The organism is Kribbella soli (genome assembly GCF_004331345.1).
Taxonomy (GTDB): domain Bacteria; phylum Actinomycetota; class Actinomycetes; order Propionibacteriales; family Kribbellaceae; genus Kribbella; species Kribbella soli.
This window is the reverse complement of sequence record NZ_SJJZ01000001.1, coordinates 780,471-802,987: the sequence shown is the minus strand read 5'-3', so window position 1 is coordinate 802,987 and position 22,517 is coordinate 780,471. Positions and strand designations below refer to the sequence as shown.

Below are 22,517 nucleotides of genomic sequence, written 5' to 3'. Positions count from 1 at the left end.
GGCGAACAAGCCCGAACCCGGGCGATCCCAGGATTAGCATTACCGGCGAATGTAAATTGCCGATCTTCAGGAGCGACCTGTCGTGCGCACTCCCCGTCCGGTGCCGACGGCTGTCGCATTGGTCGTTCTGAGCGCAGCGGCGGGGGTCACGGTCTGGCGGCCCTGGGAAGGTTCCGCCGACGCGACCGGCCGCCCGTCCGGGATCGCCGTGTCCCGCAGCCAATGCGGACAGGGGTGGACCGACGCGAGGACCGGCCGGCAGACGCTCGTCGTCCACAACACCGGCGACGCGGCCGCCGAGGTCGACCTCGTCGAGGTCCGCAGCAACAAGGTGTACGGCGAAGTGGAAGGCCTGGGTCCGAACACGAGCGCGTCGATGGACGTGCAACTCGGCGCCGGGCAGTACGCGATCCGCTGCCTGATCGAGGACACCGACGCGATCACCGGGCCGACGGTCACGCTGGCGGGTGACGCGCAGGGCGGTCCTGCCGTCGTCCCCGTCACCAAGAACGACATGCTGCCGCTGGTGAAGAAGTACCAGGCCGGGGTCGCCCGCGGCATCGCGGACCTGGCACTCAAGACGGACAAGCTGCGCGCCGATGTGGATGCCGGCAACCTGGACGCCGCCCGCACCGACTGGCTGTCCGCGCACCTTGCGTACAACTCGCTCGGCGCGGCGTACGACGCCTTCGGAGACTTTGCCGACAAGATCGATGGACCCTCCAACGGTTTCCATCCGCTGGAGAAAGGCCTGTGGCACAAGACCTCTGGGCTGAAGCCGATCGCGGACCAGTTGGCCGCCGACGTGCACGGCCTGCAGAAGGATCTGCCCAACGAGCAGGTGGATCCGAACGATCTCGGGCTGCGCGCCCACGAGATCATGGAGAACGCCCTCCAGTTCGAGCTGACCGGCGAGAACGACCAAGGCAGCGGTACGTCGCTGAACACCGCGCTGGCGAACCTGAACGGCACGGCGAACGTGCTGGCCATCCTGGACCCGGTCCTCAAACCGCGCTACCCCGACCTTCCCGAGGTGCAGAAGTGGGAGAGCCGCGTGCGCACGCTGCTGACCGCGCACCGGAACACACCGGTCGACCAGTTGGACCGGACCACCCGGGAACAGTTGAACGGTGCGGTGGGGGAGCTGCTGGAGAAGCTCGCCCCGGTCGCCGCGATCTGCGAAGTCCGGAGGGGGTCATGAGCGACGTCGGCCGCCGATCCTTCCTCCGCGGCGCACTCGCCGGGGCGGGCGCGGCCGCAGTCACCGGGGCCGGTGCTGTGGCAGCGACTGGGATGCGCGCTGACGCAGCGACGCCGACGTCCGTGCCGTTCCACGGCGTACATCAGGCCGGCATAGCCACCGATCAGCAGAAGCAGGCGATCTTCGCGTCGTTCGACGTGATCGCCGCGAACCGGGGCGAGCTGACCGACCTGTTCAGGACTCTGACCGATCGGGCGCGGCTGCTCACCGCGGGTGGTGCGCTGCCGCCGTTGGGTATCACGGCCCCGCCGGCCGATTCCGGCGTACTCGGGCCGGAGATGCCCGGCGACGATCTGACGGTGACCGTCGGAGTCGGGGCGTCGCTGTTCGACGACCGGTACGGCCTGAAGGATCGCAAGCCCGCGAAGCTCACGGCGATGAAGGAGTTCCCGAAAGACAGTCTGGACGACAGCCTGTGTCACGGGGATCTGAGCCTGCAGTTGTGCGCGTCGGAGACCGACACCGTGCTGCACGCGTTGCGGGACCTCGCTCGGCACACGCGCGGCGCGATGCAGTTGCGCTGGCGGGTCGACGGCTTCCAGAGCTCGCCGCGCCCAGCCGGCGCGCCGCGCAACCTGATGGGCTTCAAGGACGGCATCGTCAAACCGGCGTCGGCCGACCACGACAAGCTCGTGTGGGTGGGCAAGGGCAACGGCGAGCCGGCCTGGACCGAGGGCGGCAGCTACCAGGTGCTGCGGCAGATCCGGATGCTGGTCGAGTTCTGGGACCGGGTGTCGGTCGGCGAGCAGGAGAACATGTTCGGCCGGCGCCGGGACTCCGGTGCGCCGCTGGACGGCAGCAGCGAGACCGACCTCCCGAACTACCCGGCCGATCCGACCGGCGGGGCGATTCCGCTGACCAGTCACATCCGCAGGGCCAACCCGCGCACCGCGGACACCGCGGCCAGCCAGTTCCTGCGCCGCGGCTACAACTACGACAAGGGCACCGACGCGGTCGGTGACCTGGACATGGGGCTGCTGTTCTGCGCTTACCAGCAGGACATCGCCCGGCAGTTCGAGGCCGTGCAGACCAGGCTGGCCGACGAGCCTCTCGTCGACTACATCCGGCCGGTCGGCGGCGGCTATTTCTTCGTGCTTCCCGGTGTTCGGGACGGCAACGACCACTTCGCGCGGTCGTTGCTCGGATGAGTTATTCAGGAGGAGAAGGCATGCGCGCAAGACTTCCTGTCGCCGCCACGGCCGTCGCGGCCGCGACGGGGTTGTTGCTGGCCGCCTGTGGCGCCCCCGGCGCCGCCCAGCAGGTGACCAACGCCGGCGCGGCGTTCACAGCGGCAGACGCCGCTTCGTACCATCCGGCGGGGACGACCACGCCGATCAAGCACGTGGTGGTGATCTTTGGCGAGAACATCTCGTTCGACCACTACTTCGGGACGTACCCGAACGCGACCAACGCGGACGGTACGCCGTTCACGGCGGCCCGGCACACGCCCAAGGTGAACGGTCTGTCCAAGAAGCTGCTGACGGACAACCCGAACGCCTACAACCCGAAGCGGCTGGCCCCGTCGCAGGCGCTGACCTGCGACCAGAACCACGGCTATGGGCCGGAGCAGAAGGCGGTCAACGGCGGCAAGCTGGACAAGTTCGTCGAGAACACCGAGACCGACAAGTGCACCGGTCAGCCGGTGCTGTTCGGCGAGCCGGGCCTGGTGATGGACTACTACGACGGCAACACCGTCACCGGGCTGTGGAACTACGCCCAGCACTACGCGATGAGCGACAACTCGTTCGACACGGTGTACGGCCCGTCGACCCCGGGCGCGCTGAACCTGATCTCCGGGCAGACCCACGGCGGTCAGGCCTACGACCCGAAGACGGGGCAGCCGACCACCGACGCGTACGCCGTACAGTCGCCGGACCAGAACGGGATCGGCACCATCACCAACGACCCCGACCCGATCTACGACGACTGCTCGAACAACAACGGCAAGTCGACCAACAACCTGGCCGGGATGCACGGGCAGAACATCGGTGACCTGCTGAACCAGCGCAACGTCACCTGGGGCTGGTTCCAGGGCGGCTTCAAGCCGACCAGCACGGTCGACGGCAAGGCAGTCTGCGGCGCGCAGCACGCCAACATCGGCGGTATCGCGGCGAACGACTACAGCCCGCACCACGAGCCGTTCCAGTACTACAAGTCGACGGCGAACCCGAAGCACCTGCCGCCGACCTCGACGGCCGCCATCGGTCACACCGACCAGGCCAACCACCAGTACGACACGTCGGACTTCGACGCAGCCCTGGCGTCGAACAACCTGCCGGCGGTCAGCTTCCTGAAGGCCGGCGAGTACCAGGACGGCCACGCCGGGTACTCCGACCCGCTGGACGAGCAGGCGTTCGTCGTCAAGGAGATCAACCAGCTGCAGAAGTCGAAGGAGTGGTCGTCGACCGCGGTTGTCCTGGCGTACGACGACTCCGACGGCTGGTACGACCACGTGAAGCCCCTGACGGTGAACGGCTCGAAGGACGCGGCGCTCGACCAGTCGGCAACGTGTGGCAAGGCTCCGGTGTCCGGCGGGTACGCCGACCGTTGCGGCTACGGCCCGCGCCTGCCGCTGCTGGTGGTCTCGCCGTACGCCAAGAGCAACTACGTCGACCACTCGCTGACCGACCAGACCTCGGTCCTGAAGTTCATCGAGGACAACTGGCGGACCGGCCGGATCGGTGACCACTCGTTCGACCAGCGCGCGGGCAGCCTGACCGGCATGTTCAACTTCTGGCGGCCGAGCAAGCAGAAGGTGATCCTGGACCCGAAGACCGGGGCTGTCGTCAGCTAAGCCATTCGTCAGCCAGACGGGGTCGCGCTCTGATCGGCGAGGAAATCGTCGATCAGGGCGTTGACCTCTTGCGGGGATTCGAGTGCCGCCAGATGGGCGGACTGCTCGAGTACGACGAACCTCGCGCCCGGGATGGAGTCCGCCATCTCCTCGGTCTCGGCGACCGGGAAGGTGGCGTCCTCCGCACCGGCCACCACCAGGACCGGTGTCCGGATCTTGCCGAGCAGCGTGCGCTGATCGGGACGCCGCGGGACCACGCTGATGACGGCGTGCCGCCCCGACGTGATGTCCACCTTGCGTGCGAGTTCGTTGACCGTGGCAACGACCTCGGGCTTCTCGCGTTTCGCGGTCGGGCCGAGGAAGGCGTCGCGCACGGGCCCGGTGAGCGGTCCGCGCATCCCGCCGAGCAGCTGCGCCGCGCGGATCAGGACGCCGTACTCGATCTTCTGCCGTCGTCCGGCCGGGGACGCGGTGGCGTTCATCAGTACGGCGATGCCGATCCGGTCCGGATGCAGCGCGGCGAAGGTACCGCCGATCATCCCGCCCCAGCTGTTGCCGATCAGGTGCACCCGATCGACCTGCAGGTCGTCGATGATCGCCAGGATCACCTCGGCGCACTGCTCGAACGTGAACGGCCCGGTCAGCGGATCGCTGCCGCCGTGCCCGGGCGGATCGACCAGGATCACCTGGAAGCGGTCCGCGAAATGCGCGGCCTGAGCCGACCACAGCGTGCCGTCCATCAACAGGCTCGGCCAGAACAGCATCGCGGGTCCGGACCCGTCGACGCGCAACCGGATCCGGCCGAGCACGGTCTCGACGTAGCGATCCTGCATGCCTGAACGGTACAGGGGCGTGGCCCCGTCAGGACGCCGGAATCGCCGCCGCCAGGCGCGTCGTGAGCTCGCGGATGTGGTCGATCAGCTCCGGCGGTGACTGGATCTCGAGCGGATAGCCGAGCAGGCCGAGGTGCAGCGCGAGCTCGTCGAGCGAGTTGGCCCCGGTCTCGACCAGCGTCGTCGTCGCGTCGACGGGCGTCACCGTGGCGACGCTCGGCGCGAACTTGTCCGCGACCTGCTCGACCGGGGCCTGGACGAGCAGTCGTGACTGGTAGCGGTAGCCGCCGTACGCGACGCCGCGGTTCGTGGTCGCGAGATCAGGTACGTCGCGCGGGGTGAACCGCGGGCCGGTCGGGATACGCGGCTCCACCCGGTCGACGCGGAACGTCCGCCAGTCGTCGCGGTCGAGATCCCACGCGACCAGGTACCACCGGCGCCCGGTGTGCACGAGCCGGTGCGGCTCGGTCGTCCGCGTGGTCGCCGTACCGTCGTGGTTGCGGTAGTCGAACCGCAGCCGCTGATGGTCCCGGCACGCAGCCGCGACCGCCAGCAGTACGTCGGGTTGCACCGACGGACCGCCCGAGGGCGTCACGGCGATCTGCTGGAGGAGCTCGATCCGATGGCGTAGTCGTGACGGCAGCACCTGCTCGAGCTTCGTCAGCGCGCGGACCGACGACTCCTCGGTGCCCGCGACGGTCCCGCTCGCCGCGGCCCGCAGTCCGATGGCGACCGCGATCGCTTCCTCGTCGTCGAGCAGCAGCGGGGGGAGTGCGGCGCCCGCGCCGAGGCGGTAGCCGGCGACACCGGGGATGGCGTCGACGGGGTAGCCGAGGTTGCGGAGCTTGTCGACGTCCCGCCGTACCGTCCGAACCCCGACGCCGAGCTCGCCGGCCAGGGCGGTGCCGCTCCACTCCTTGGGTTGCTGCAACAGGGAGAGGAGCTTCAGCAGTCGTGCCGAGGTCTCGATCATGTTTTCAATTCTGTCAGGTTGTTAGGACTGAAGGTGTCCTAGGTGGGTGACAGAGTTGTGGACATGATCAAGCCGTTCAGCATCGACATCCCGCAGAGCACGCTCGACGAACTCGCCGCCAAGCTGGCGAGCACCCGGCTTCCCGCACCGCTTCCCGGCGACGACTGGAACACCGGCGTACCGGTCGCCTGGCTTTCGTCGCTGGTCGAGTACTGGCGTACGACGTACGACTGGCGCGCCGCCGAGAAGGAGCTGAACTCGTACCCGCAGTTCACCACCGAGATCGAAGGCCAGCGGATCCACTTCATCCACGTCCGGTCCGCGGAGCCGGACGCGCTGCCGCTGATGCTCACGCACGGCTGGCCCGGGTCGATCGTCGAGTTCCTCGACCTGATCGGGCCGCTGACCGACCCGGTCGCTTTTGGTGGGCAGGCCTCGGACGCTTTCCATGTCGTGATCCCGGCGCTGCCCGGGTTCGGGTTCTCCGGGCCGACGGCGGACGACGACTGGACGTTCCCGCGGATCGGGCGCGTGTGGGCAGCGTTGATGAACGAGCTCGGCTACGAGCGGTACGGCGTACAGGGTGGGGATCTGGGTGGATCGGTGTCACCCGAGGTCGGGCGGGCCGCTCCGGAGCACGTCGTCGGCGTCCACACGAACGGCGGGACGAACCTGCCGCCGCTGCAGATGTCCGACGAGGAACTGCAGACGCTGACGCCGCTGGAGCAGGACAAGATGGCGCGGATCGCGCAGTTCATGCAGGACGAGTTCGGCTACATCTCGATCCAGTCGACCCGGCCGCAGACGCTGGGCTACGGCCTGGTCGACTCGCCGGTCGCGCAACTGGCCTGGATCATGGACAAGTTCAAGGCCTGGACGTACCCGGCCGAGACCTTGCCCGAGGCAATCATCAGCAAGGACCGGCTGCTGACGAACGTGATGATGTACTGGCTGACCGGGACCGGCGGGTCGGCGGCCTACATCGGGTACGCGCAGCCGCGCGACTGGTCGCCGCGGCCGAACTCGGGTGTGCCGACCGCTGTCCTTGCGATGGCGCACGACGTCGCGATCCGCAAGTACTGCGAGACGTCGAACACGATCACGCGGTGGACCGAGGTTGACCACGGTGGTCACTTCGCGGCGCTCGAAGAGCCCGAGTTGCTGGTCACCGACGTCAGAGAGTTCTTCCACGACCTCCGCGGGTAGTGCAGCGTTCGCTCAGCTGAAGTCGGTTGAGGTGGTGAGGTGCGCCCAGGCGGTGGCTTCGGCGGCGCGGGACGTCGACGCGGACTCGGCGAGCTTGAGGGCGTCGGTGCCGAGCAGCAGCCGGAGCGGCGGGTTGTCGAGGCCGACGATCTCGAGGATCGCCTGCGCGGCCTTGGCCGGGTCGCCGGGCTGCTTGCCGTCGGTCTCCAGACGGCGCCGGTGCATCTCGCCGACGGTGGACTCGTAATCCGGGTGCACGTCGGCGAGCTGCATCGACGAGCCGCCCCAGTCGGTCCGGAAACCGCCCGGCTCGACGATCGTCACCTTCACGCCGAACGGGCGCACCTCGTTGTTCAGCACCTCGGAGAAGCCTTCGACGGCGAACTTCGCGGTCTGGTACGCACCCATGCCGGGTGTGCCGCCGGCCCGTCCACCGATCGACGAGAACTGCAGGAAGTGCCCGCTGCGCTGCTCGCGGAACACCGGCAGGGCGGCCTTCGTCACGTTGACCACACCGAACAGGTTGGTCTCGACCTGCGCCCGGAAGTCGTCGTCGGCCATCTCCTCGATCGACGCGCTGTTCGCGTAACCCGCGTTGTTCGCCACCACGTCCAGCCCGCCGAACTCCGCCACCGCGGTCCGTACGGCGGCGCGCGCGGCCTCGGCGTCCGTGACATCGAGGGCGACGGCCCGCAACTGGTCGCCGTACTTCGTCACCAGGTCGTCGAGCTGCTCGGGTTTGCGAGCCGTGCCGACGACGCGGTCGCCGGCCGCGAGCACTGCCTCGGTCAGCGCGCGACCCAGGCCGCGCGAGCTGCCGGTGACCAGCCAGATCTTGCTCATTGTCGTTCCTAACTAACCGTTCGGTTGGATACGTCCTCTATGTAACCAAACGGTTGGTTAGAAATCAACCAACCGGTTGGTTGGTAAGCTGCCGGTATGCAGCAACGGAACGCAGACCGGACCCGGGCCCGCATCCTGGAGGCCGCCACCGAGGAGTTCGCGGCGCTCGGGATCGGCGGTGCGCGGGTCAGCCGGATCGCTGAGGTGGCCGAGTGCAACAAGGCGATGCTGTACGCGTACTTCGGGAACAAGGACGACCTGTTCGACGCGGTGTTCAGTGCGTCGGTGGAGAAGTACCTGGACGAGGTCGGGTTCGACGTCGACGACCTGCCGTCGTACGCGGGCCGGGTGTTCGACTACTTCGAGGAGCATCCGGACCGGCTCCGACTGTCGGTCTGGTACCGGCTCGAGCGGCCGGACGGTCAGCCGTTGGAAGCGATCGTCGCGGTCAATCAGCGCCGGCTGGAGGAGATCCAGCGGGGGATACGGCGCCGGGTGGTGTCGCGCCGGTTCACCCCGGTCAGTCTGCTGTCGCTGATTCAGGCGATCGCGACGAGCTGGTCGTCGATGAATCCGGAGTACGGCGCGGAGCTTCCGGACCGGTCGCTCCGGCGGACGGCCGTTGTGATGGCGGTGGAGCGGATTCTCAGCTGATTCATTGGTGGGCCCGATGGAGTTCTCAGTCTGGCGAGCTCTACTCGAAGGCAGAGGGAACTTGCCGAGGAGGGCGACACCAGATGAACGAGAGCGCTGGACCGGGACCGTACAACGGCGGACAGGCGCCGCAGAGCGGGCAGCAGCACGGCGGGCAGTCGCCGCAAGGCGGGCAGCAGCCGCGGCCGCAGTACGGGCAGCCGCACGCGCAGCAGCAGCCAGGGTCGCAGTACGGGCAGCCGTATGGGCAGCCGCAGCCGTATCCGCAGTACCAGCAGGTGCCGCAGTACGGTCCGCAGTACGGTCCGCCGAACGGGCCGCAGTTCGGGGCGCCGTACCCGTTCGGTCCTCCGCCGCAGCCGCCGAAGAAGCGTGGGCGGCGACTGCTGGCCGCCGGGGCGTTCGGGCTGGCCGCGGTGCTGGTCGCCGGGTCGGTTGCCTGGGGCATCGACCAGCGCGCCGGCGCGAACAGCTCGCAACTGTCGCAGCAGGCGTTCGATCCGGCAGCCGTGGCGGCGAAGGTGTCGCCGGGGCTGGTCGACGTGAACACCGTCCTCGGGTACGAGAACGCGCGAGCGGCCGGCACCGGGATCGTGCTCACTTCCGACGGCGAGGTCCTCACCAACCACCACGTGATCGAGGGCGCGACGTCGATCAGCGTGACGGACGTCGGGAACGGGAAGACGTACAGCGCGAGTGTCGTCGGGTACGACGAGGATCACGACATCGCCGTACTGAAGCTGAAGGACGCGTCCGGGCTGGAGACCGCGAAGACCGGGAACTCCGACCAGGTGAAGCTCGGCGACCAGGTGGTCGGGATCGGGAACGCGGGTGGCGACGGCGGCACGCCGAGCTACGCGGCCGGGAAGGTGACCGGGCTGAACCAGTCGATCACCGCGACCGACGAGAACGGCCAGGACCCGGAGAACCTGGAGGACCTGATCCAGACCGACGCGAACATCCAGGCCGGCGACTCCGGCGGCCCGTTGGCGAACGCGAACGGCGAGGTGGTCGGCGTCGACGTGGCCGGCAACGGCGGCAACAACGGCGGCCAGGGTCGTCCGGGGCAGACCTCGGCGTCCACCGCGCAGAGCGCCACCGCGACGCTGGCGGCCTGGGGCGACGGCAACACCGGTACCGGGAACGGCAGCGGCTACGGCGATGGGAACGGCACCGGCGGCTTCCCGTTCGGCGACGGCTCCGGTTCGGGTGACGGCTCGGGTTCCGGCAACGGCTACGGGAACGGCTCGGGCAACGGCTACGGGGACGGCTCGGGCGATGGGTCCGGGAACGGTTCTGGTGACGGGTCGGGGCAGGGCAATGGGTCGGGGACGACGACCGAGGGGTACGCGATCCCGATCAACCAGGCGCTCGACATCGCCGAGCAGATCGAGGACGGGAAGGCGTCGGCCGACGTACACATCGGCGACTCGGCGATGCTCGGGATCTCGGTCGTGACCAGCACCGGTACCAGCGGAGCGGTCGTCGGCGACGTGGTCGCGGACGGTCACGCGGACGAGGCCGGTCTCGAGGCCGGTGACGTGATCACCTCCTTCGCCGGGCACGCCGTCACCTCGCCCGACACCCTGTCCGAGCTCCTCAACAAGCAGCACCCGGGCGACAAGGTCGAGGTCGGCTGGACCGACCAGTCCGGTCAGACCCACAAGGCAACCATCGAACTCATCACAGGCCCGGTCCGCTGACCTCAGCGCCCCCCCGCTGCCGGCGGACCGCCCAGATCGGGCCCGACGCTTCCCCTCCCCCTCGGAGCGTCGGGCCCGGTCTCTTTGCACCCGCCGAGTCGCGAGAATCGGCGCCGAACCTCAACCACAATCCACGACTCGCGATCCGGGCCGCCAGCCAAACACCACGACTCGACGAGTCAGGAGCCGAAGCCGGTACGCCAGGTCGGGTGAGCAGGTGACCAGCCGAGCGAGCGGGCGTAGTCGTTGGACGCCCCACGAGCCCAGGGCGTACGCGCAGCAGCCACCTCATCCGGTACGTCGCCCGCAGCCCCACCGTCCGCGGCTGCAGCGGGGGAGCCGACGGATTCGGCGAAGGCCGGGGCCCAGGTTGAGGCGGGGGCGGGAGTGTTGTCGACGACGTTTACGGCTCCGGTGGGCCACGTGAGGGCGGCTGCTGCGGCTGTGGCGGCGTCGTCGATGTGGAGGAAGCTGGTGATGTCGGGGCCGGTGGGGAGGTTGCCGGTGGTGGCGAGGTCGGCCATCAGGGCGCCCTTGGTGTACCAGGTGTCGGGGCCGTAGACCATGCCGTACCGGAGCGCGACCCACTCGGGTGCTTCGGCGGTGATCGCCTCCAGTGTCGCGACCGCCTCGACCGTGGCGCGGCGGGTGGCGTCCGGGGCGTGCAGGTCGAGCGGGGTGGATTCGTCCGCGGGCGTCGAGCCGGGCTCGTATGCCCACGCGATGCTCTGCGACACAACCCGCCGTACGCCGGCGGCCAGGGCTGCGTCCACCAGGTTGCGCGTGCCCTCGCGGCGGATGCGGCTGTTCGCGGCGAAGTCCCGCGACGCCAGATCGGTCAACTGATGCATCACCACATCCGGCCGAGCCGCCATAACCACGTCCCGCAACCGCTCCGCGTCGTACACATCCCCCACAACGGTCGTCACGCCACCACCCGCGCCGGGGTGGGTGCGGCGGCTCAGGGCTGTTACGTGGTGGCCCTCGGCCGCTAGGAGGGGGACGAGGCGGCGGCCGACTGCGCCGGTGGCGCCGGCGATGAAGATCCTCATGCTGCCCACCGTAGGGAACCGGGTACCGGTCGCGCTGGGCCAATTGGTGAACGGTTTCCCGGGCCACTTCCGATCGGGGTGAACAAGCGTTTACGATGCCTGGGTAAACAACCGTTCACCCCCGTGAGGACTCCGCTTGACCGTCCGTCCTGCTGCCCGTCCACGTCTGGTCCTGGCAGCGCTAGCGTTCTGCGGCGTACTGGTGTCGATCAGCCAGACCATCGTCGTGCCACTGCTCCCTGTACTCCCCGCGATCACGCACAGCCCGGCGGCGGACGTCAGCTGGCTGATCACGGTCACGCTGCTCACCGGCGCGGTGTTCACGCCGCTGCTCGGCCGCGCCGGCGACATGTACGGCAAGCGCCGCGTCCTGCTGATCGCGCTGTCGTCGATGATCGTCGGCTCGCTGCTCTGCGCGAGCAGCTCGAACCTGACCGTGCTGATCGTCGGCCGCGCGTTCCAGGGCGCCGCGGTCGCGGTCGTCCCGCTCGGGATCAGCATCCTGCGCGACGAGCTGCCGCCGCGCCGGGTGATCCCATCGATCGCCATCATGAGCTCGACCCTGGGCATCGGCGCCGCGTTCGGCATCCCGGCCGCGACGCTCGTCGTCGAGTACGCGAACTGGCACACGATGTTCTGGATCAACCTCGGACTCGGCGTGCTCGACGTTGTGCTGGTCCTGCTGATCGTGCCGGAGTCCGCAATCCGCACCAGGGGCCGGTTCGACATCCTCGGTGCCGTCGGCTTGAGCGCGTTCCTGGTCTGCCTGCTGCTCGCCGTCTCCAAGAGCAGTGCGTGGAGTACGACGACGATCGCCGGCCTGTCCGCCGCCGCGATCCTGCTGGTCCCACTGTGGGGCTGGTACGAGTTGCGTACGAAGAGCCCGCTCGTCGACCTCCGCGTGTCCGCGCGCCCGGCCGTTCTCTTCACGAACCTCGGCGCCCTGCTGATCGGCTTCGCCTTCTACGCCAACTCGCTGTCGACGGCGCAACTCGTCCAGGAGCCGACGTGGACCGGCTACGGCCTCGGTGAATCCATCGTGGTCAGCGGCCTGTGCCTGCTCCCGGGCGGTGTCGCGATGGTGCTGCTCTCGCCGGTGTCGGCCCGGATCTCGAGCGCGCGCGGCCCGCGGTTCACGCTCGCGATCGCGTCGGTGCTGATGGCCGCCGGGTACGTCGTCCGCCTCTTCACCAGCAGCAATGTCGCCGGGATCGTGATCGGCGCAACGGTCGTAAGCGCTGGAACCGCCGTTGCGTACTCGGCGCTTCCGGCATTGATCATGCATGCTGTGCCGGTGACCGAAACAGCTGCGGCGAACGGCCTCAACACGCTGATGCGCACGATCGGGCAGGCGATCTGCAGCACGATCGTCGCGAGCGTGCTCGCCGGCGTCACGATCTCCTCGGGCGGCCGGGTCGCGCCCGCGCTGTCGGCGTACCTGATCGTGTTCGTCATCGCGGGCATCTCGGCCCTGGTCGCGGCGGGCCTGGTCATGTTCATCCCGGCGAGGCGGCCGGAGCCGGTGCCGGTCAAGGTGACGACGGCGTGACCGACCCGGGGCGGACCACGATCCTCCGCGCGGCGCGCAAGGCGTTCGCACGGGAGTCGTACGACGCGGTCACGCTCCGCGGGGTCGCCGCGGACGCCGGTGTCAGCGCCGCCCTGATCGTCAAGTACTTCGGCGGCAAAGAAGCGCTGTTCGAGCGGGTCGCCGACTTCACCGAGGCGGCCCAGTTGCTGCTCGCCGCACCGAACGAGCGGCTCGGCGAGCACGCCGTCCGCACGCTCGTCGAGTACCGCCGGGAGAACGATCAGGACCTGCTCGTCCGGGTCGTGTTCGCGGCCGGCAAGGCCGACGAGCGGGCGCAGATCCGCGAGCACTTCCGCGACCAGGTCACCCGCGCCTTCGCCGCCCGGCTGACCGGACCGGACGCCGAGCTCCGGGCGGGCCTGATCACCGCGCAGCTGCTCGGCCTCGGCGCCGCGATCGCGATCGACAAGACCGGCCCGATCGCCACCGCGGACCTGGGGACCGTCGCCGGGCTCTACGCCCCGGCGATCCAGCAACTTATCCACTGATTGAACGCCCGTCCTACAATGTGGACAAAGCGCTTGGTGCTGAGTGTGACGCCACTAACATGGGGCATCCAGGCCGAGAGGCGCTGCAACGGACCCAGGTCCGCCACGCTCGACCTGGAGCACTGATGCAAGGGCGCCTCCGGAGAGTTCTTCTGGAGGGGTTGGCAGATGAGTGAAGCCGCGCTGCGGGACCTGCTGGATCAGCGGATCGCGGTCCTCGACGGTGCCTGGGGCACGATGCTGCAGGGCGCGAAGCTACAGACCGCCGATTTCCAGGGCGATCGCTTCGGGAGCCACACGCACGACGTGACCGGCGACCCGGACGTGCTGAACCTGACCCGGCCGGATCTGATCCTCGACGTCCACCGGCAATACCTGGCGGCGGGCGCGGACATCACCACCACGAACACGTTCACCGCGACGAGCATCGGCCAGGCCGACTACGGCCTGCAGGAGTACGTCCGCGAGATGAACGTCGCCGGCGCGCGTCTCGCCCGCCAGGCGGCCGACGAGTTCGGAGGTAGGTTCGTCGCCGGTTCGATCGGCCCGTTGAACGTCACCCTGTCGCTGAGCCCCCGCGTCGAGGACCCGTCGTACCGCGCAGTGTCCTTCCAGCAGGTGAAGGACGCGTATGCCGAGCAGATCGCGGCGCTCGCCGAGGGCGGCGTCGACCTGCTGCTGATCGAGACGATCTTCGACACCCTGAATGCCAAGGCCGCCGTCGCCGCCGCCCGCGAGGTCGCGCCCGACCTGCCGCTGTGGATCTCGGTGACGATCGTCGACCTGAGCGGGCGGACCCTGTCGGGGCAGACCGTCGAGGCGTTCTGGAGCTCGGTCGAGCACGCCAAGCCGCTCGTCGTCGGCGTGAACTGTTCGCTCGGCGCCGCCGAGATGCGGCCGCACGTCGCGGACCTCGCCCGGTTCGCCGACACGTACGTCGCCTCGCACCCGAACGCCGGCCTCCCGAACGCCTTCGGCGGGTACGACGAGACGCCCGACGAGACCGCCGGCATGCTGGAGGAGTTCGCGCAGTCCGGTCTCGTCAACATCGTCGGCGGCTGTTGCGGTACGACGCCTGCCCACATCAAGCAGATCGCGGCCGCCGTGAAGCCGTTGCCGCCGCGCACCGTCGTACCCGCTGATCTCACCACCCGGTTCTCCGGGCTCGAGCCGTTCAAGATCGGCAAGGACACCGGGTTCGTGATGATCGGTGAGCGGACCAACGTCACCGGGTCGGCGAAGTTCCGCCGGCTGATCGAGGGCGACAACCACCAGGCCGCGGTGGACGTGGCGCTGGAGCAGGTGCGCGGCGGCGCGAACCTGCTGGACGTGAACATGGACGCCGACCTGCTCGACAGCGAGCAGGCGATGACCACGTTCCTGAACCTGATCGCGACCGAGCCCGAGGTGGCCCGGATCCCGATCATGGTCGACAGCTCGAAGTGGACCGTGCTCGAGGCCGGCCTGAAATGCGTGCAGGGCAAGGGCGTGGTCAACTCGATCAGCCTCAAGGAGGGCGAGGAGGAGTTCCTCGACCGGGCCCGCCGGATCATGAGCTACGGCGCCGGCGCGGTCGTGATGGCGTTCGACGAGCAGGGCCAGGCCGACACCGTCGAGCGCAAGGTGGCGATCTGCGGCCGCGCGTACGACCTGCTGACCGGGATCGGCTTCCCGGCCGAGGACATCATCTTCGACCCGAACGTCCTCGCGGTCGCGACCGGCATGTCCGAGCACAACGGCTACGCGCAGAACTTCATCGAGGCGTTGCCTCTGATCAAGGAACGCTGCCCGGGCGTCCACATCAGCGGTGGTATCTCGAACCTGTCCTTCTCGTTCCGCGGCAACGACATCGTCCGCGAGGCGATGCACTCCGCGTTCCTGTACCACGCCGGTCAGGTCGGCCTGGACATGGGAATCGTGAACGCCGGTCAGCTCGCGGTCTACGAGGACATCCCGAAGGACCTGCTGGAGCTGGTCGAGGACGTCATCTTCAACCGCCGCGACGACGCCACCGACCGCCTGGTCGCCTTCGCCGAGAACGTGAAGGGCAAGGGCAAGCAGCGCGAGGTCGACCTGACCTGGCGTGAGGGCACAGTCGAGCAGCGGCTGTCGCACGCGCTCGTGCACGGCATCGTCGACTTCATCGAGGACGACACCGAGGAGGCCCGGCAGAAGCTGCCGCGGCCGCTGGAAGTGATCGAAGGCCCGTTGATGGACGGCATGAAGGTGGTCGGCGACCTGTTCGGCGCCGGCAAGATGTTCCTGCCGCAGGTGGTGAAGAGCGCCCGGGTGATGAAGCGCTCGGTCGCCTACCTGGAGCCGTTCATGGAGGCGGAGAAGGAGCAGGCTCGGCTCGAGGGCCGCGCCGAGGCCGTCCGCGGCCAGGGCAAGGTGGTGCTCGCGACCGTGAAGGGCGACGTCCACGACATCGGCAAGAACATCGTCGGCGTGGTGCTCGGCTGCAACAACTACGAGGTGATCGACCTCGGCGTGATGGTGCCGGCGGCAAGGATCCTCGACACAGCGGTGGCCGAGGGCGCGGACGCGGTCGGCCTGTCCGGGCTGATCACGCCGTCACTGGACGAGATGGTGTCGGTGGCCGACGAGATGCAGCGGCGCGGGCTGAAGCTCCCGTTGCTGATCGGTGGCGCGACGACCTCCAAGCAGCACACCGCCGTCCGGATCGCACCGGCGTACGAGAACACCACTGTGCACGTGCTGGATGCCTCGCGCGTCGTTGGTGTGGTGTCCGATCTGCTCGACGCCGACCGCGCCGTAGAGCTTGCCAAGAGCAACAGCATCGAGCAGGAGCGGTTGCGCGAGCAGCACGCGAACAAGCAGCGCGCGCCGATGCTGACGCTGGCCGAGGCGCAGGCGAACAAGGAGACAGTCGAGTACGGCGAGTTGCCGGTGCCGGAGTTCACCGGGCTGCGGTACGTGTCGCCATCCATCGAGACGCTGCGCGAGATGATCGACTGGCAGTTCTTGTTCCTGGCTTGGGAATTGAAGGGGAAGTACCCGGCGATCCTGGATCAGCCGGTCGCGCGGGAGCTGTTCGACGACGCGAACACGTTGCTGGACGAGATCATCGCGAACGGGTCCTTCACCGCCGACGGCGTGTACGGGTTCTGGCCGGCGCACAGCGAGGGCGACGACATCATCCTCGACGGGCTGGACCGGTCGTTCCCGATGCTGCGGCAGCAGACCGCGAAGCCGGCCGGGCGGGACAACCGTTGCCTCGCCGACTACATCGCGCCGTCCGGTGATCATCTCGGCGGGTTCGGAGTCGCGATCCACGGCGCGGAGGCGCTGGCGAAGTCGTACGAGGAACGCAACGACGACTACCGGGCGATCATGGTGAAGGCGCTGGCCGACCGGCTGGCGGAAGCGTTCGCGGAGTGGATCCACCTGGAGGCGCGGCGGGCGTGGTTCGAGCCCGACGTACAGCCGGTGCTGGAGGACCTGCACGCGGAGCGGTTCCGCGGCATCCGGCCGGCCCTCGGGTACCCGGCGAGCCCGGACCACAGCGAGAAGCAGGAGCTGTTCGAGCTGCTCGCGGCGGACAAGATCGGCCTCGGGCTGACCGAGTCGTTCGCGATGACGCCGGCCGCGGCGGTGAGCGGTCTGATCTTCGCGCACCCGGCGTCGCGCTACTTCAGCGTCGGCCGCCTAGGCCGCGATCAGATCGAGGACTACGCCGTACGGCGGAATCTCCCGGTCGCTGAGGTCGAACGCTGGCTCCGGCCGAATCTGGCGTACGACCCGCAGTGACCGGGGCCATTGCAGGATCCTCCACCAGCCGGCGCAGCTGTGGGTCGATCCGCTCCGACGCCCTCCGGACGGCAGTGGCCGCGAGCGACGGGTCGCCCTGTGCGACGGCCTCGGCGAAGCCCCTGCGGAGGGCGGCCTCGGCCGAGAACGTGTCGGACGGCGACAGTTCGTCGGTGCCCGGCAGCAGCTTGAGGACCTCGCCGAACCGTTCCTCGGGTTTCGTCGCGATCAACGCCTCGGAGAGGGCGGCGTAGTCCTCAGGTCCGACCGGTGCGCCGGGGCCCTGCTGCCGGACGATCTCCGTCATCAGGTCCCGTGCTGCCGCGGCCGCCGCCGGGTTCCGGCCGGCGAAGGCGAAGTCCGGCACCTCGTCGGCGGGGAGGAACCTTCCGGAGTCGGTCTTCGGCCAGAGGTCGGCCAGTCGTTCCTGGGTCCAGACGTCGGCCAGCGCGCCGTCCAGGACGGCCTCCTGCTCGTGGAGCCCGCCGATGTTGTCGAACAGCGGGCTGCTCAAGCCGGCCGACTGCGACATCGTGTGCCCGGTGGCCCGGACCAACCGTTCCGCATCGCCCCGTTTCGGCTTACCGGCGTCGTACCGGCGGACCGCGTCGGCCAGCTCCTCCGGCAGGAACAGGGGACTGTCGTTCGACCGAAGCGAGTGGACCGCGTTCGGCTCTCGGCCGTTCGGCTGGACGACGAAGTCGATGCCGCGCCAGCGGACGACGCGATCGGTGGTCTCGCTGACGGCTTCGACGATCGACTCTCCCCAGGAGACGCACGGATCGTCGGTCCTGACCAGGCCAGTGGCCACGGCGTGTTCTCCTTCGTGAGGGAAGCGGAACGCAGCAAGCGTAGGGGCGCGGCGGGTTCACCTACGCTGGCCGTATGACCGTGAGACCTGCTGTTGCCGAGGATGCCGATGCGGTGGCTGCGATCTGGTACGCCGGTTGGCAGGACGGCCACCTGGGACATGTGCCCGACGAACTGGTTGCGATCCGGACCAAGGAGTCGTTCTGGACCCGTGCCGCACAACGGGTCGCGGACACCACAGTTCTCGTCGTCGATGACGAGATCGCCGGCTTCGTCATGGTGGTGGGCGCCGAGGTCGAGCAGGTGTACGTCGGGCGCGACCACCGCGGATCGGGCGTCGCCAGGACGCTGCTCACCGAAGCCGAGCGGCAGGTGAAGGCAGGCGGTCACCAGGAAGCCTGGCTGGCCGTGGCGACCGGCAACGCGCGGGCCCGCCGGTTCTACGAACGCAGCGGCTGGACCGACGGCGGCCCCTTCGACTATCCGGCGTCGGTCGAACGCGGAACGTTGCCGATCCCGTGCCATCGCTACCTGAAGCAGGTCTAGCGAACGCAGGATTCCCCTCAAGTTGCGGCGTGCGGCAGATACATCGGCAGCGGATGGAGTTAGCGTGCCTTTCGCAAGCATTCCTGTTCTTGAAGGGGTCACCATGGCATTCCGTTCCTGGCGCCGGCCGTCCCGCCGCATGGTTCTGACCAGCGTCGCCGCGGTCGCGATGACATCGGTCGTCGGCGGAGTCGCGTACTCGGCCGGCGCCGCGACGCAGCAGCCGGCGATCCAGACGTCGACACCGCACAGCGAGAAGCAGGTCACCAACATCGACGTACTGCGGCAGCAGTTGCGCAACTACTACGGCGACCCGCTCGGCTCCGGCAACTTCGCGGCGGACAGCAACTACGCGAAGGAAGCGCAGAAGGCCGCCGCCGCGGGGACCCGCTGGATCTCGCTGCCGCACCACACCACCAAGACCAAAGCGATCCTGCTCGACGTCGACGACACGTCGCTGGCCACCTGGAACTACGAGATCGCCAGCAACTGGGCCTACAACCCGACCACCAACGCGGACTTCGTGCTGAACCAGAAGTTCCCGGCCGTTCCCGGCATGGTCGACCTGGTGAAGACGGCCGAGCGTGAGGGCTACGCGATCTTCTTCCTGACCGGCCGTGGCGCCGCGCAGGAAGCGGCGACGCTGGGCAACCTGACCGCGGACGGTGTCGGCGTCGACGCCGGGTATCCGAAGCCGACCGCGCTGAGCAACGGCGAGGACGGCCTGTTCACCAAGCCGGCTGTCGCCGACTACCCGGACTACCTGAAGAAGGCCTGCGCGGCAGACCCGAACGGATCGTGTACGACGATCCACTACAAGTCGGCCACCCGCGCGCACATCGAGTCCCTCGGCTACGACATCGTCGCGAACTTCGGCGACCAGTTCTCCGACCTGAAGGGTGGTTTTGCCGACCGCACCTTCAAGCTCCCGAACCCGAACTACTACCTGCCCTAAGCGCAGCCGTCGGCCGGATCACCCGTTGATCCGGCCGACCAGCTCACTCCGTGACGCGCGGCAGAGCGCCGTACAGCAAGGTGCGCAGGGCATCGGTCAGCGCCGGCTCGAACTCCATCCGGATCGCGCTCAGCGCCGGGTCGGTCTCGTAGGCCGCGAGGATCGCCGGCACCGGATGGGCGTGGGTCCAGATCGCGCCTGCCAGCAGGCTGGCGGTGGCGATGAACTGGCCGGCTCCTTCCGGGCCGAGCTCCGGCAGTACGCCGACGACCACCGCGATCAGCTGTTCGTACGCGACTACAGCCGCGCGTTTGAACGTGAGCGCCGTTTCGGTCGTGATGTTTCGCTCCAGCACCGCTGCCTGCGTACTGATCAGGTCGCAGAGCACCGGCCGCTTCGCCAGCGTGCCGACGATCGCCGCGATCAGCCGGTCGGCCCGCTCGTCGGTCGCCTCAGGTGACCGGTCCGGCAAGGCGGTCGCCAGGTCCTGCACCCAGGCCGACAGCTCGCTGCTCGACAACTCGAGCAGGACGGCCTCGCGGGAGTCGAAGTAGTTCAGCACGTTCGACTTCGCCAGGCCGACGCGACGACTCAGCTCGTTCAGGCTGACGTCCGCGACCGGCATCTCGGTCAGCATCGCGGCCGCGGTCGCGAGGATCGCCCGCCGCCGCTCGGCCCGCTGCTCCGGTCTGCGCGCGCGCTGGAAAGTCATGGACCCAGTCTACAGACCAGCGGTCTGTTGTTATCGGACCGCTGGTCTGATAACGTCGAAGTCGTAACAGACCACCAGTCTTTTAATGGAGAGTGGAACATGTACGACGTCCCCGACCAGACCGGCAAGCTCGCCGTCATCACCGGCGCCAACAGTGGGACCGGCAAGGAGGCCGCCAAGCGGCTCGCAGCCGCGGGTGCGAGGGTCGTGCTGGCGGTCCGGACTCCCGCCAAGGGCGAGGCGGCGAAGGCCGAGATCCTCGCCGCGCACCCGGGCGCCCAGCTCGAGGTACGGCGGATCGACCTCGCCGACCTCGCCTCGGTCCAGGAGTTCGCTGAGCAGCTCACCGCCGACGAGCCGCATCTGGATCTGCTGGTGAACAACGCCGGCGTGATGAACCCGCCGGACCGAATGGTCACCAAGGACGGCTTCGAGCTGCAGTTCGGCTCGAACTATCTCGGCCCGTTCGCGCTCACCGTCCGGCTGCTGCCGCTGATCCTGGCCGCTCCGGCGCCGCGGGTCGCGACCATGGCCAGCGGTGCGGCGAACTTCGGCCGGATCCACTTCGACGACCTGCAGTGGGAGCGCCGCTATCGGTCGACGGCGGCGTACTCGCAGTCGAAGCTCGCCGACCTGATGCTGAGCAACGAACTCGCCCGGCTGTCGACCGAGCACGGCTGGGGCCTGCGCAGCGTCGCGGCCCATCCCGGCTTCACGAACACCAACCTGCAAACGACCGGCGCGAGCCTCGGCCGCGACCGGATGCCGCTGGCGACGCGACTGCTGTACCGCCTCGCGCCGCTCCCTTCGCAGGGCGTCGAGACCGGAACCGAACCGCTGTTGTTCGCCGCGGCGGACCCCGCGGCCGAGCACGGTGCGTACTACGGCCCGTCCGGACGGTTCGGCCTCGTCGGCCCCACCGCTTTGGCCAAGCCGCCCAAGGCTGCCCTCGATGCTGAGACCAGCGCTCGGCTGTGGACAGTCTCCGAAGGACTGACGGGGGTCTCGTTGCCGTCTATCCTGCGCAAGTGAGCGAGTGGTCGAGTGGGGGAATCTACGAGTCGTACGTAGGCCGCTGGAGCCGCCTCGTCGCGCCGGAGTTCGTCGGCTGGCTGGAGCAGCCGGCCGGACTGCGCTGGCTCGACGTCGGCTGCGGTACGGGCGCTTTGACCGGCACGATCCTTCGTACGGCGGATCCGGCGTCCGTGCTCGGTGTCGACCCGTCGGAGGGCTTCATCGGCTATGCACGACAGGCTGTCAAAGATGAGCGGGCAGCCTTCGAGGTCCGGTCTGCGGCCGAGCTCCCGGACGGTCCGTACGACGTGGTCGTCGCCGGGCTGGTGCTCAACTTCATCCCCGAGCGGGTCGAGGCGCTGCGCCGGATGCGCGAGATCGGTACGACGGTCGCGGTCTACGTGTGGGACTACGCCGGCGGCATGCAGCTGATGCGGTACTTCTTCGACGCGATGGCCGACGTACGCCCGCAGGACCGGGACCACGACGAAGGCCGGCGCTTCCCGTTCTGTACGCCGGAAGGCCTCGAGGGGCTGTTCCGCGAGGCCGGGTTCACCGAGGTGCGGACGCGCGAGATCGTCGTACCGACCGAGTTCGAGTCGTTCGACGACTACTGGCGGCCGTTCCTGGGCGGGCAGGGCGTGGCGCCGGCGTACCTGCGCAGCCTGGACCCCGCAGACCAGGAGGCGCTGCGGGACGCCGTACAGGCGCGGCTGCCGATCAAGCCGGACGGCTCGATCAGCCTCACGGCCCGGGCGTGGGCGGCCGTCGGCTGAGGTAGTCCTCCCGGAGCAGCCCGAACACCAAGTCGTCGGTCCACTCGCCCTTGAACCAGGTGTTCGCCGGCCGCTCACCCTCGCGGGTGAAGCCGACGCGTTCGAGCAGCCGGGCTGACGCGGTGTTGCGGGCATCGCATTCGGCCGAGACCCGGTGCAGCTCGCGGTCGACGAACAGGTGGTGGAGCAGTCCACGCACGGCCTCGGACGCATATCCATGGCCCTGGTACTCCGACGCGAGGGTGAAGCCGAGGTCGGCCTGCATCAGGTTCTCGTGCAGATTCAGGCCGAGGTCTCCGATGAGTACGCCGTCCAGGTCGACGGCGTACTGGAACCAGCCGGGCGCTTCCGGATCGCCTTCCGCGAACCGTTCGACCGTCCGCTGCGCCTCGGCGAGCGGCACCGGCGCATCCCAGGACTGGAAGCGGGCGACCTGCGGATCTGAGCGGTACGCGGCGAACTGCTCGGCGTCCGTGGGCTTGAAACGGCGCAGGGTCAGGCGGTCGGTGCGGGCGAACATCCGGACATCATGTCA

20 protein-coding genes and 1 riboswitch are annotated in these 22,517 nt (G+C 68.8%); of the genes, 13 read left to right on the top strand and 7 right to left on the bottom strand.

Annotation, left to right across the window (positions count from 1 at the left end; all coding sequences use genetic code 11):
* The first annotated feature begins 82 nt into the window (after window positions 1–82).
* The 3 genes from E0H45_RS04040 to E0H45_RS04030 are packed head-to-tail and all read left to right on the top strand — an operon-like array spanning window position 83 to window position 4,055.
* Entirely contained in the window at window positions 83–1,201 is a 1,119-nt protein-coding gene (locus E0H45_RS04040) for an EfeM/EfeO family lipoprotein (RefSeq protein ID WP_202872189.1), read from the top strand.
* On the top strand, window positions 1,198–2,409 hold the full coding sequence (efeB, locus tag E0H45_RS04035) for an iron uptake transporter deferrochelatase/peroxidase subunit (protein WP_131334910.1): 1,212 nt from the start codon (window positions 1,198–1,200) through the stop codon (window positions 2,407–2,409). The genes E0H45_RS04040 and efeB overlap by 4 nt, the downstream gene beginning before the upstream one ends.
* 20 nt (window positions 2,410–2,429) lie before the next feature.
* Complete coding sequence (locus tag E0H45_RS04030) at window positions 2,430–4,055, top strand: phospholipase C (protein WP_131334909.1); 1,626 nt, start codon at window positions 2,430–2,432, stop codon at window positions 4,053–4,055.
* A gap of 8 nt (window positions 4,056–4,063) precedes the next feature.
* Here the strand turns inward: E0H45_RS04030 and E0H45_RS04025 are convergent, their stop codons facing one another.
* Both E0H45_RS04025 and E0H45_RS04020 read right to left on the bottom strand, forming a co-directional pair.
* On the bottom strand, window positions 4,064–4,888 hold the full coding sequence (locus E0H45_RS04025; protein WP_131334908.1) for an alpha/beta fold hydrolase: 825 nt from the start codon (window positions 4,886–4,888) through the stop codon (window positions 4,064–4,066).
* Window positions 4,889–4,916: 28 nt separating this feature from the next.
* Window positions 4,917–5,861: a helix-turn-helix transcriptional regulator gene (locus E0H45_RS04020; protein WP_131334907.1), complete on the bottom strand. Its 945-nt coding sequence runs from the start codon at window positions 5,859–5,861 to the stop codon at window positions 4,917–4,919.
* Between the two features lie 42 nt (window positions 5,862–5,903).
* On the opposite strand from E0H45_RS04020, the gene E0H45_RS04015 reads away from it, so the two are divergent.
* A complete protein-coding gene (locus E0H45_RS04015) occupies window positions 5,904–7,067 on the top strand; it encodes an epoxide hydrolase family protein (RefSeq protein ID WP_337590400.1) in 1,164 nt (387 codons plus the stop codon).
* A 12-nt stretch (window positions 7,068–7,079) separates the two neighbouring features.
* On the opposite strand, the gene E0H45_RS04010 is transcribed toward E0H45_RS04015, so the two are convergent.
* The gene (locus E0H45_RS04010; RefSeq protein WP_131334906.1) at window positions 7,080–7,910 is read right to left on the bottom strand and encodes an oxidoreductase; all 831 of its coding nucleotides are present in this window, start codon (window positions 7,908–7,910) and stop codon (window positions 7,080–7,082) included.
* Between the two features lie 96 nt (window positions 7,911–8,006).
* On the opposite strand from E0H45_RS04010, the gene E0H45_RS04005 reads away from it, so the two are divergent.
* A complete protein-coding gene (locus E0H45_RS04005) occupies window positions 8,007–8,564 on the top strand; it encodes a TetR family transcriptional regulator (protein ID WP_131334905.1) in 558 nt (185 codons plus the stop codon).
* Between the two features lie 83 nt (window positions 8,565–8,647).
* Window positions 8,648–10,267, top strand: coding sequence for a S1C family serine protease (locus E0H45_RS43575; RefSeq protein ID WP_131334904.1), 1,620 nt, complete (start codon window positions 8,648–8,650; stop codon window positions 10,265–10,267).
* Between the two features lie 179 nt (window positions 10,268–10,446).
* Here E0H45_RS43575 and E0H45_RS03995 read toward each other — a convergent pair whose 3' ends face one another.
* On the bottom strand, window positions 10,447–11,319 hold the full coding sequence (locus E0H45_RS03995; RefSeq protein ID WP_131334903.1) for an NAD-dependent epimerase/dehydratase family protein: 873 nt from the start codon (window positions 11,317–11,319) through the stop codon (window positions 10,447–10,449).
* A gap of 136 nt (window positions 11,320–11,455) precedes the next feature.
* Between E0H45_RS03995 and E0H45_RS03990 the strand changes: the two genes are divergently transcribed.
* From E0H45_RS03990 to metH, 3 genes are all read left to right on the top strand, one after another.
* A complete protein-coding gene (locus tag E0H45_RS03990) occupies window positions 11,456–12,868 on the top strand; it encodes an MFS transporter (protein ID WP_131334902.1) in 1,413 nt (470 codons plus the stop codon).
* On the top strand, window positions 12,865–13,398 hold the full coding sequence (locus E0H45_RS03985) for a TetR/AcrR family transcriptional regulator (RefSeq protein WP_131334901.1): 534 nt from the start codon (window positions 12,865–12,867) through the stop codon (window positions 13,396–13,398). The genes E0H45_RS03990 and E0H45_RS03985 overlap by 4 nt, the downstream gene beginning before the upstream one ends.
* A 69-nt stretch (window positions 13,399–13,467) precedes the next feature.
* Window positions 13,468–13,544: riboswitch (S-adenosyl-L-homocysteine riboswitch) on the top strand.
* Window positions 13,545–13,566: 22 nt separating this feature from the next.
* Window positions 13,567–17,169: a methionine synthase gene (gene metH, locus E0H45_RS03980; RefSeq protein WP_131334900.1), complete on the top strand. Its 3,603-nt coding sequence runs from the start codon at window positions 13,567–13,569 to the stop codon at window positions 17,167–17,169.
* On the opposite strand, the gene E0H45_RS03975 is transcribed toward metH, so the two are convergent.
* Window positions 17,054–17,980, bottom strand: a complete 927-nt coding sequence (locus tag E0H45_RS03975) for a hypothetical protein (protein ID WP_131334899.1) — start codon at window positions 17,978–17,980, stop codon at window positions 17,054–17,056. The genes metH and E0H45_RS03975 overlap by 116 nt on opposite strands.
* 74 nt (window positions 17,981–18,054) lie before the next feature.
* Between E0H45_RS03975 and E0H45_RS03970 the strand changes: the two genes are divergently transcribed.
* Both E0H45_RS03970 and E0H45_RS03965 read left to right on the top strand, forming a co-directional pair.
* Window positions 18,055–18,525, top strand: a complete 471-nt coding sequence (locus E0H45_RS03970) for a GNAT family N-acetyltransferase (protein WP_131334898.1) — start codon at window positions 18,055–18,057, stop codon at window positions 18,523–18,525.
* A gap of 103 nt (window positions 18,526–18,628) precedes the next feature.
* The gene (locus tag E0H45_RS03965; RefSeq protein WP_131334897.1) at window positions 18,629–19,480 is read left to right on the top strand and encodes an HAD family acid phosphatase; all 852 of its coding nucleotides are present in this window, start codon (window positions 18,629–18,631) and stop codon (window positions 19,478–19,480) included.
* Window positions 19,481–19,523: 43 nt separating this feature from the next.
* Here E0H45_RS03965 and E0H45_RS03960 read toward each other — a convergent pair whose 3' ends face one another.
* Window positions 19,524–20,192 (bottom strand): TetR/AcrR family transcriptional regulator, encoded by a 669-nt coding sequence (locus E0H45_RS03960; protein ID WP_131334896.1) that lies wholly within the window; start codon window positions 20,190–20,192, stop codon window positions 19,524–19,526.
* Window positions 20,193–20,291: 99 nt separating this feature from the next.
* On the opposite strand from E0H45_RS03960, the gene E0H45_RS03955 reads away from it, so the two are divergent.
* On the top strand, window positions 20,292–21,224 hold the full coding sequence (locus E0H45_RS03955) for an SDR family oxidoreductase (protein WP_131334895.1): 933 nt from the start codon (window positions 20,292–20,294) through the stop codon (window positions 21,222–21,224).
* Entirely contained in the window at window positions 21,221–21,982 is a 762-nt protein-coding gene (locus E0H45_RS03950; protein ID WP_131334894.1) for a class I SAM-dependent methyltransferase, read from the top strand. Before E0H45_RS03955 ends, E0H45_RS03950 begins: the two co-directional genes overlap by 4 nt.
* Here the strand turns inward: E0H45_RS03950 and E0H45_RS03945 are convergent.
* The gene (locus tag E0H45_RS03945) at window positions 21,951–22,502 is read right to left on the bottom strand and encodes a GNAT family N-acetyltransferase (protein WP_131334893.1); all 552 of its coding nucleotides are present in this window, start codon (window positions 22,500–22,502) and stop codon (window positions 21,951–21,953) included. The two genes, E0H45_RS03950 and E0H45_RS03945, sit on opposite strands and share 32 nt — an antisense overlap.
* Window positions 22,503–22,517 lie beyond the last annotated feature (15 nt).

Excerpts from the sequence above, each read along its gene's own strand:
- E0H45_RS04025 (WP_131334908.1), bottom strand. The coding sequence starts at position 4,888 with ATGCAGGATCGCTACGTCGAGACCGTGCTCGGCCGGATCCGGTTGCGC.
- E0H45_RS03965 (WP_131334897.1), top strand. The coding sequence starts at position 18,629 with ATGGCATTCCGTTCCTGGCGCCGGCCGTCCCGCCGCATGGTTCTGACC.
- E0H45_RS03945 (WP_131334893.1), bottom strand. The coding sequence starts at position 22,502 with ATGTTCGCCCGCACCGACCGCCTGACCCTGCGCCGTTTCAAGCCCACG.
- E0H45_RS43575 (WP_131334904.1), top strand. The coding sequence starts at position 8,648 with ATGAACGAGAGCGCTGGACCGGGACCGTACAACGGCGGACAGGCGCCG.
- E0H45_RS03995 (WP_131334903.1), bottom strand. The coding sequence starts at position 11,319 with ATGAGGATCTTCATCGCCGGCGCCACCGGCGCAGTCGGCCGCCGCCTC.
- E0H45_RS04005 (WP_131334905.1), top strand. The coding sequence starts at position 8,007 with ATGCAGCAACGGAACGCAGACCGGACCCGGGCCCGCATCCTGGAGGCC.
- E0H45_RS03960 (WP_131334896.1), bottom strand. The coding sequence starts at position 20,192 with ATGACTTTCCAGCGCGCGCGCAGACCGGAGCAGCGGGCCGAGCGGCGG.
- metH (WP_131334900.1), top strand. The coding sequence starts at position 13,567 with ATGAGTGAAGCCGCGCTGCGGGACCTGCTGGATCAGCGGATCGCGGTC.
- E0H45_RS04010 (WP_131334906.1), bottom strand. The coding sequence starts at position 7,910 with ATGAGCAAGATCTGGCTGGTCACCGGCAGCTCGCGCGGCCTGGGTCGC.
- E0H45_RS03955 (WP_131334895.1), top strand. The coding sequence starts at position 20,292 with ATGTACGACGTCCCCGACCAGACCGGCAAGCTCGCCGTCATCACCGGC.
- E0H45_RS03970 (WP_131334898.1), top strand. The coding sequence starts at position 18,055 with ATGACCGTGAGACCTGCTGTTGCCGAGGATGCCGATGCGGTGGCTGCG.
- efeB (WP_131334910.1), top strand. The coding sequence starts at position 1,198 with ATGAGCGACGTCGGCCGCCGATCCTTCCTCCGCGGCGCACTCGCCGGG.
- E0H45_RS04030 (WP_131334909.1), top strand. The coding sequence starts at position 2,430 with ATGCGCGCAAGACTTCCTGTCGCCGCCACGGCCGTCGCGGCCGCGACG.
- E0H45_RS04020 (WP_131334907.1), bottom strand. The coding sequence starts at position 5,861 with ATGATCGAGACCTCGGCACGACTGCTGAAGCTCCTCTCCCTGTTGCAG.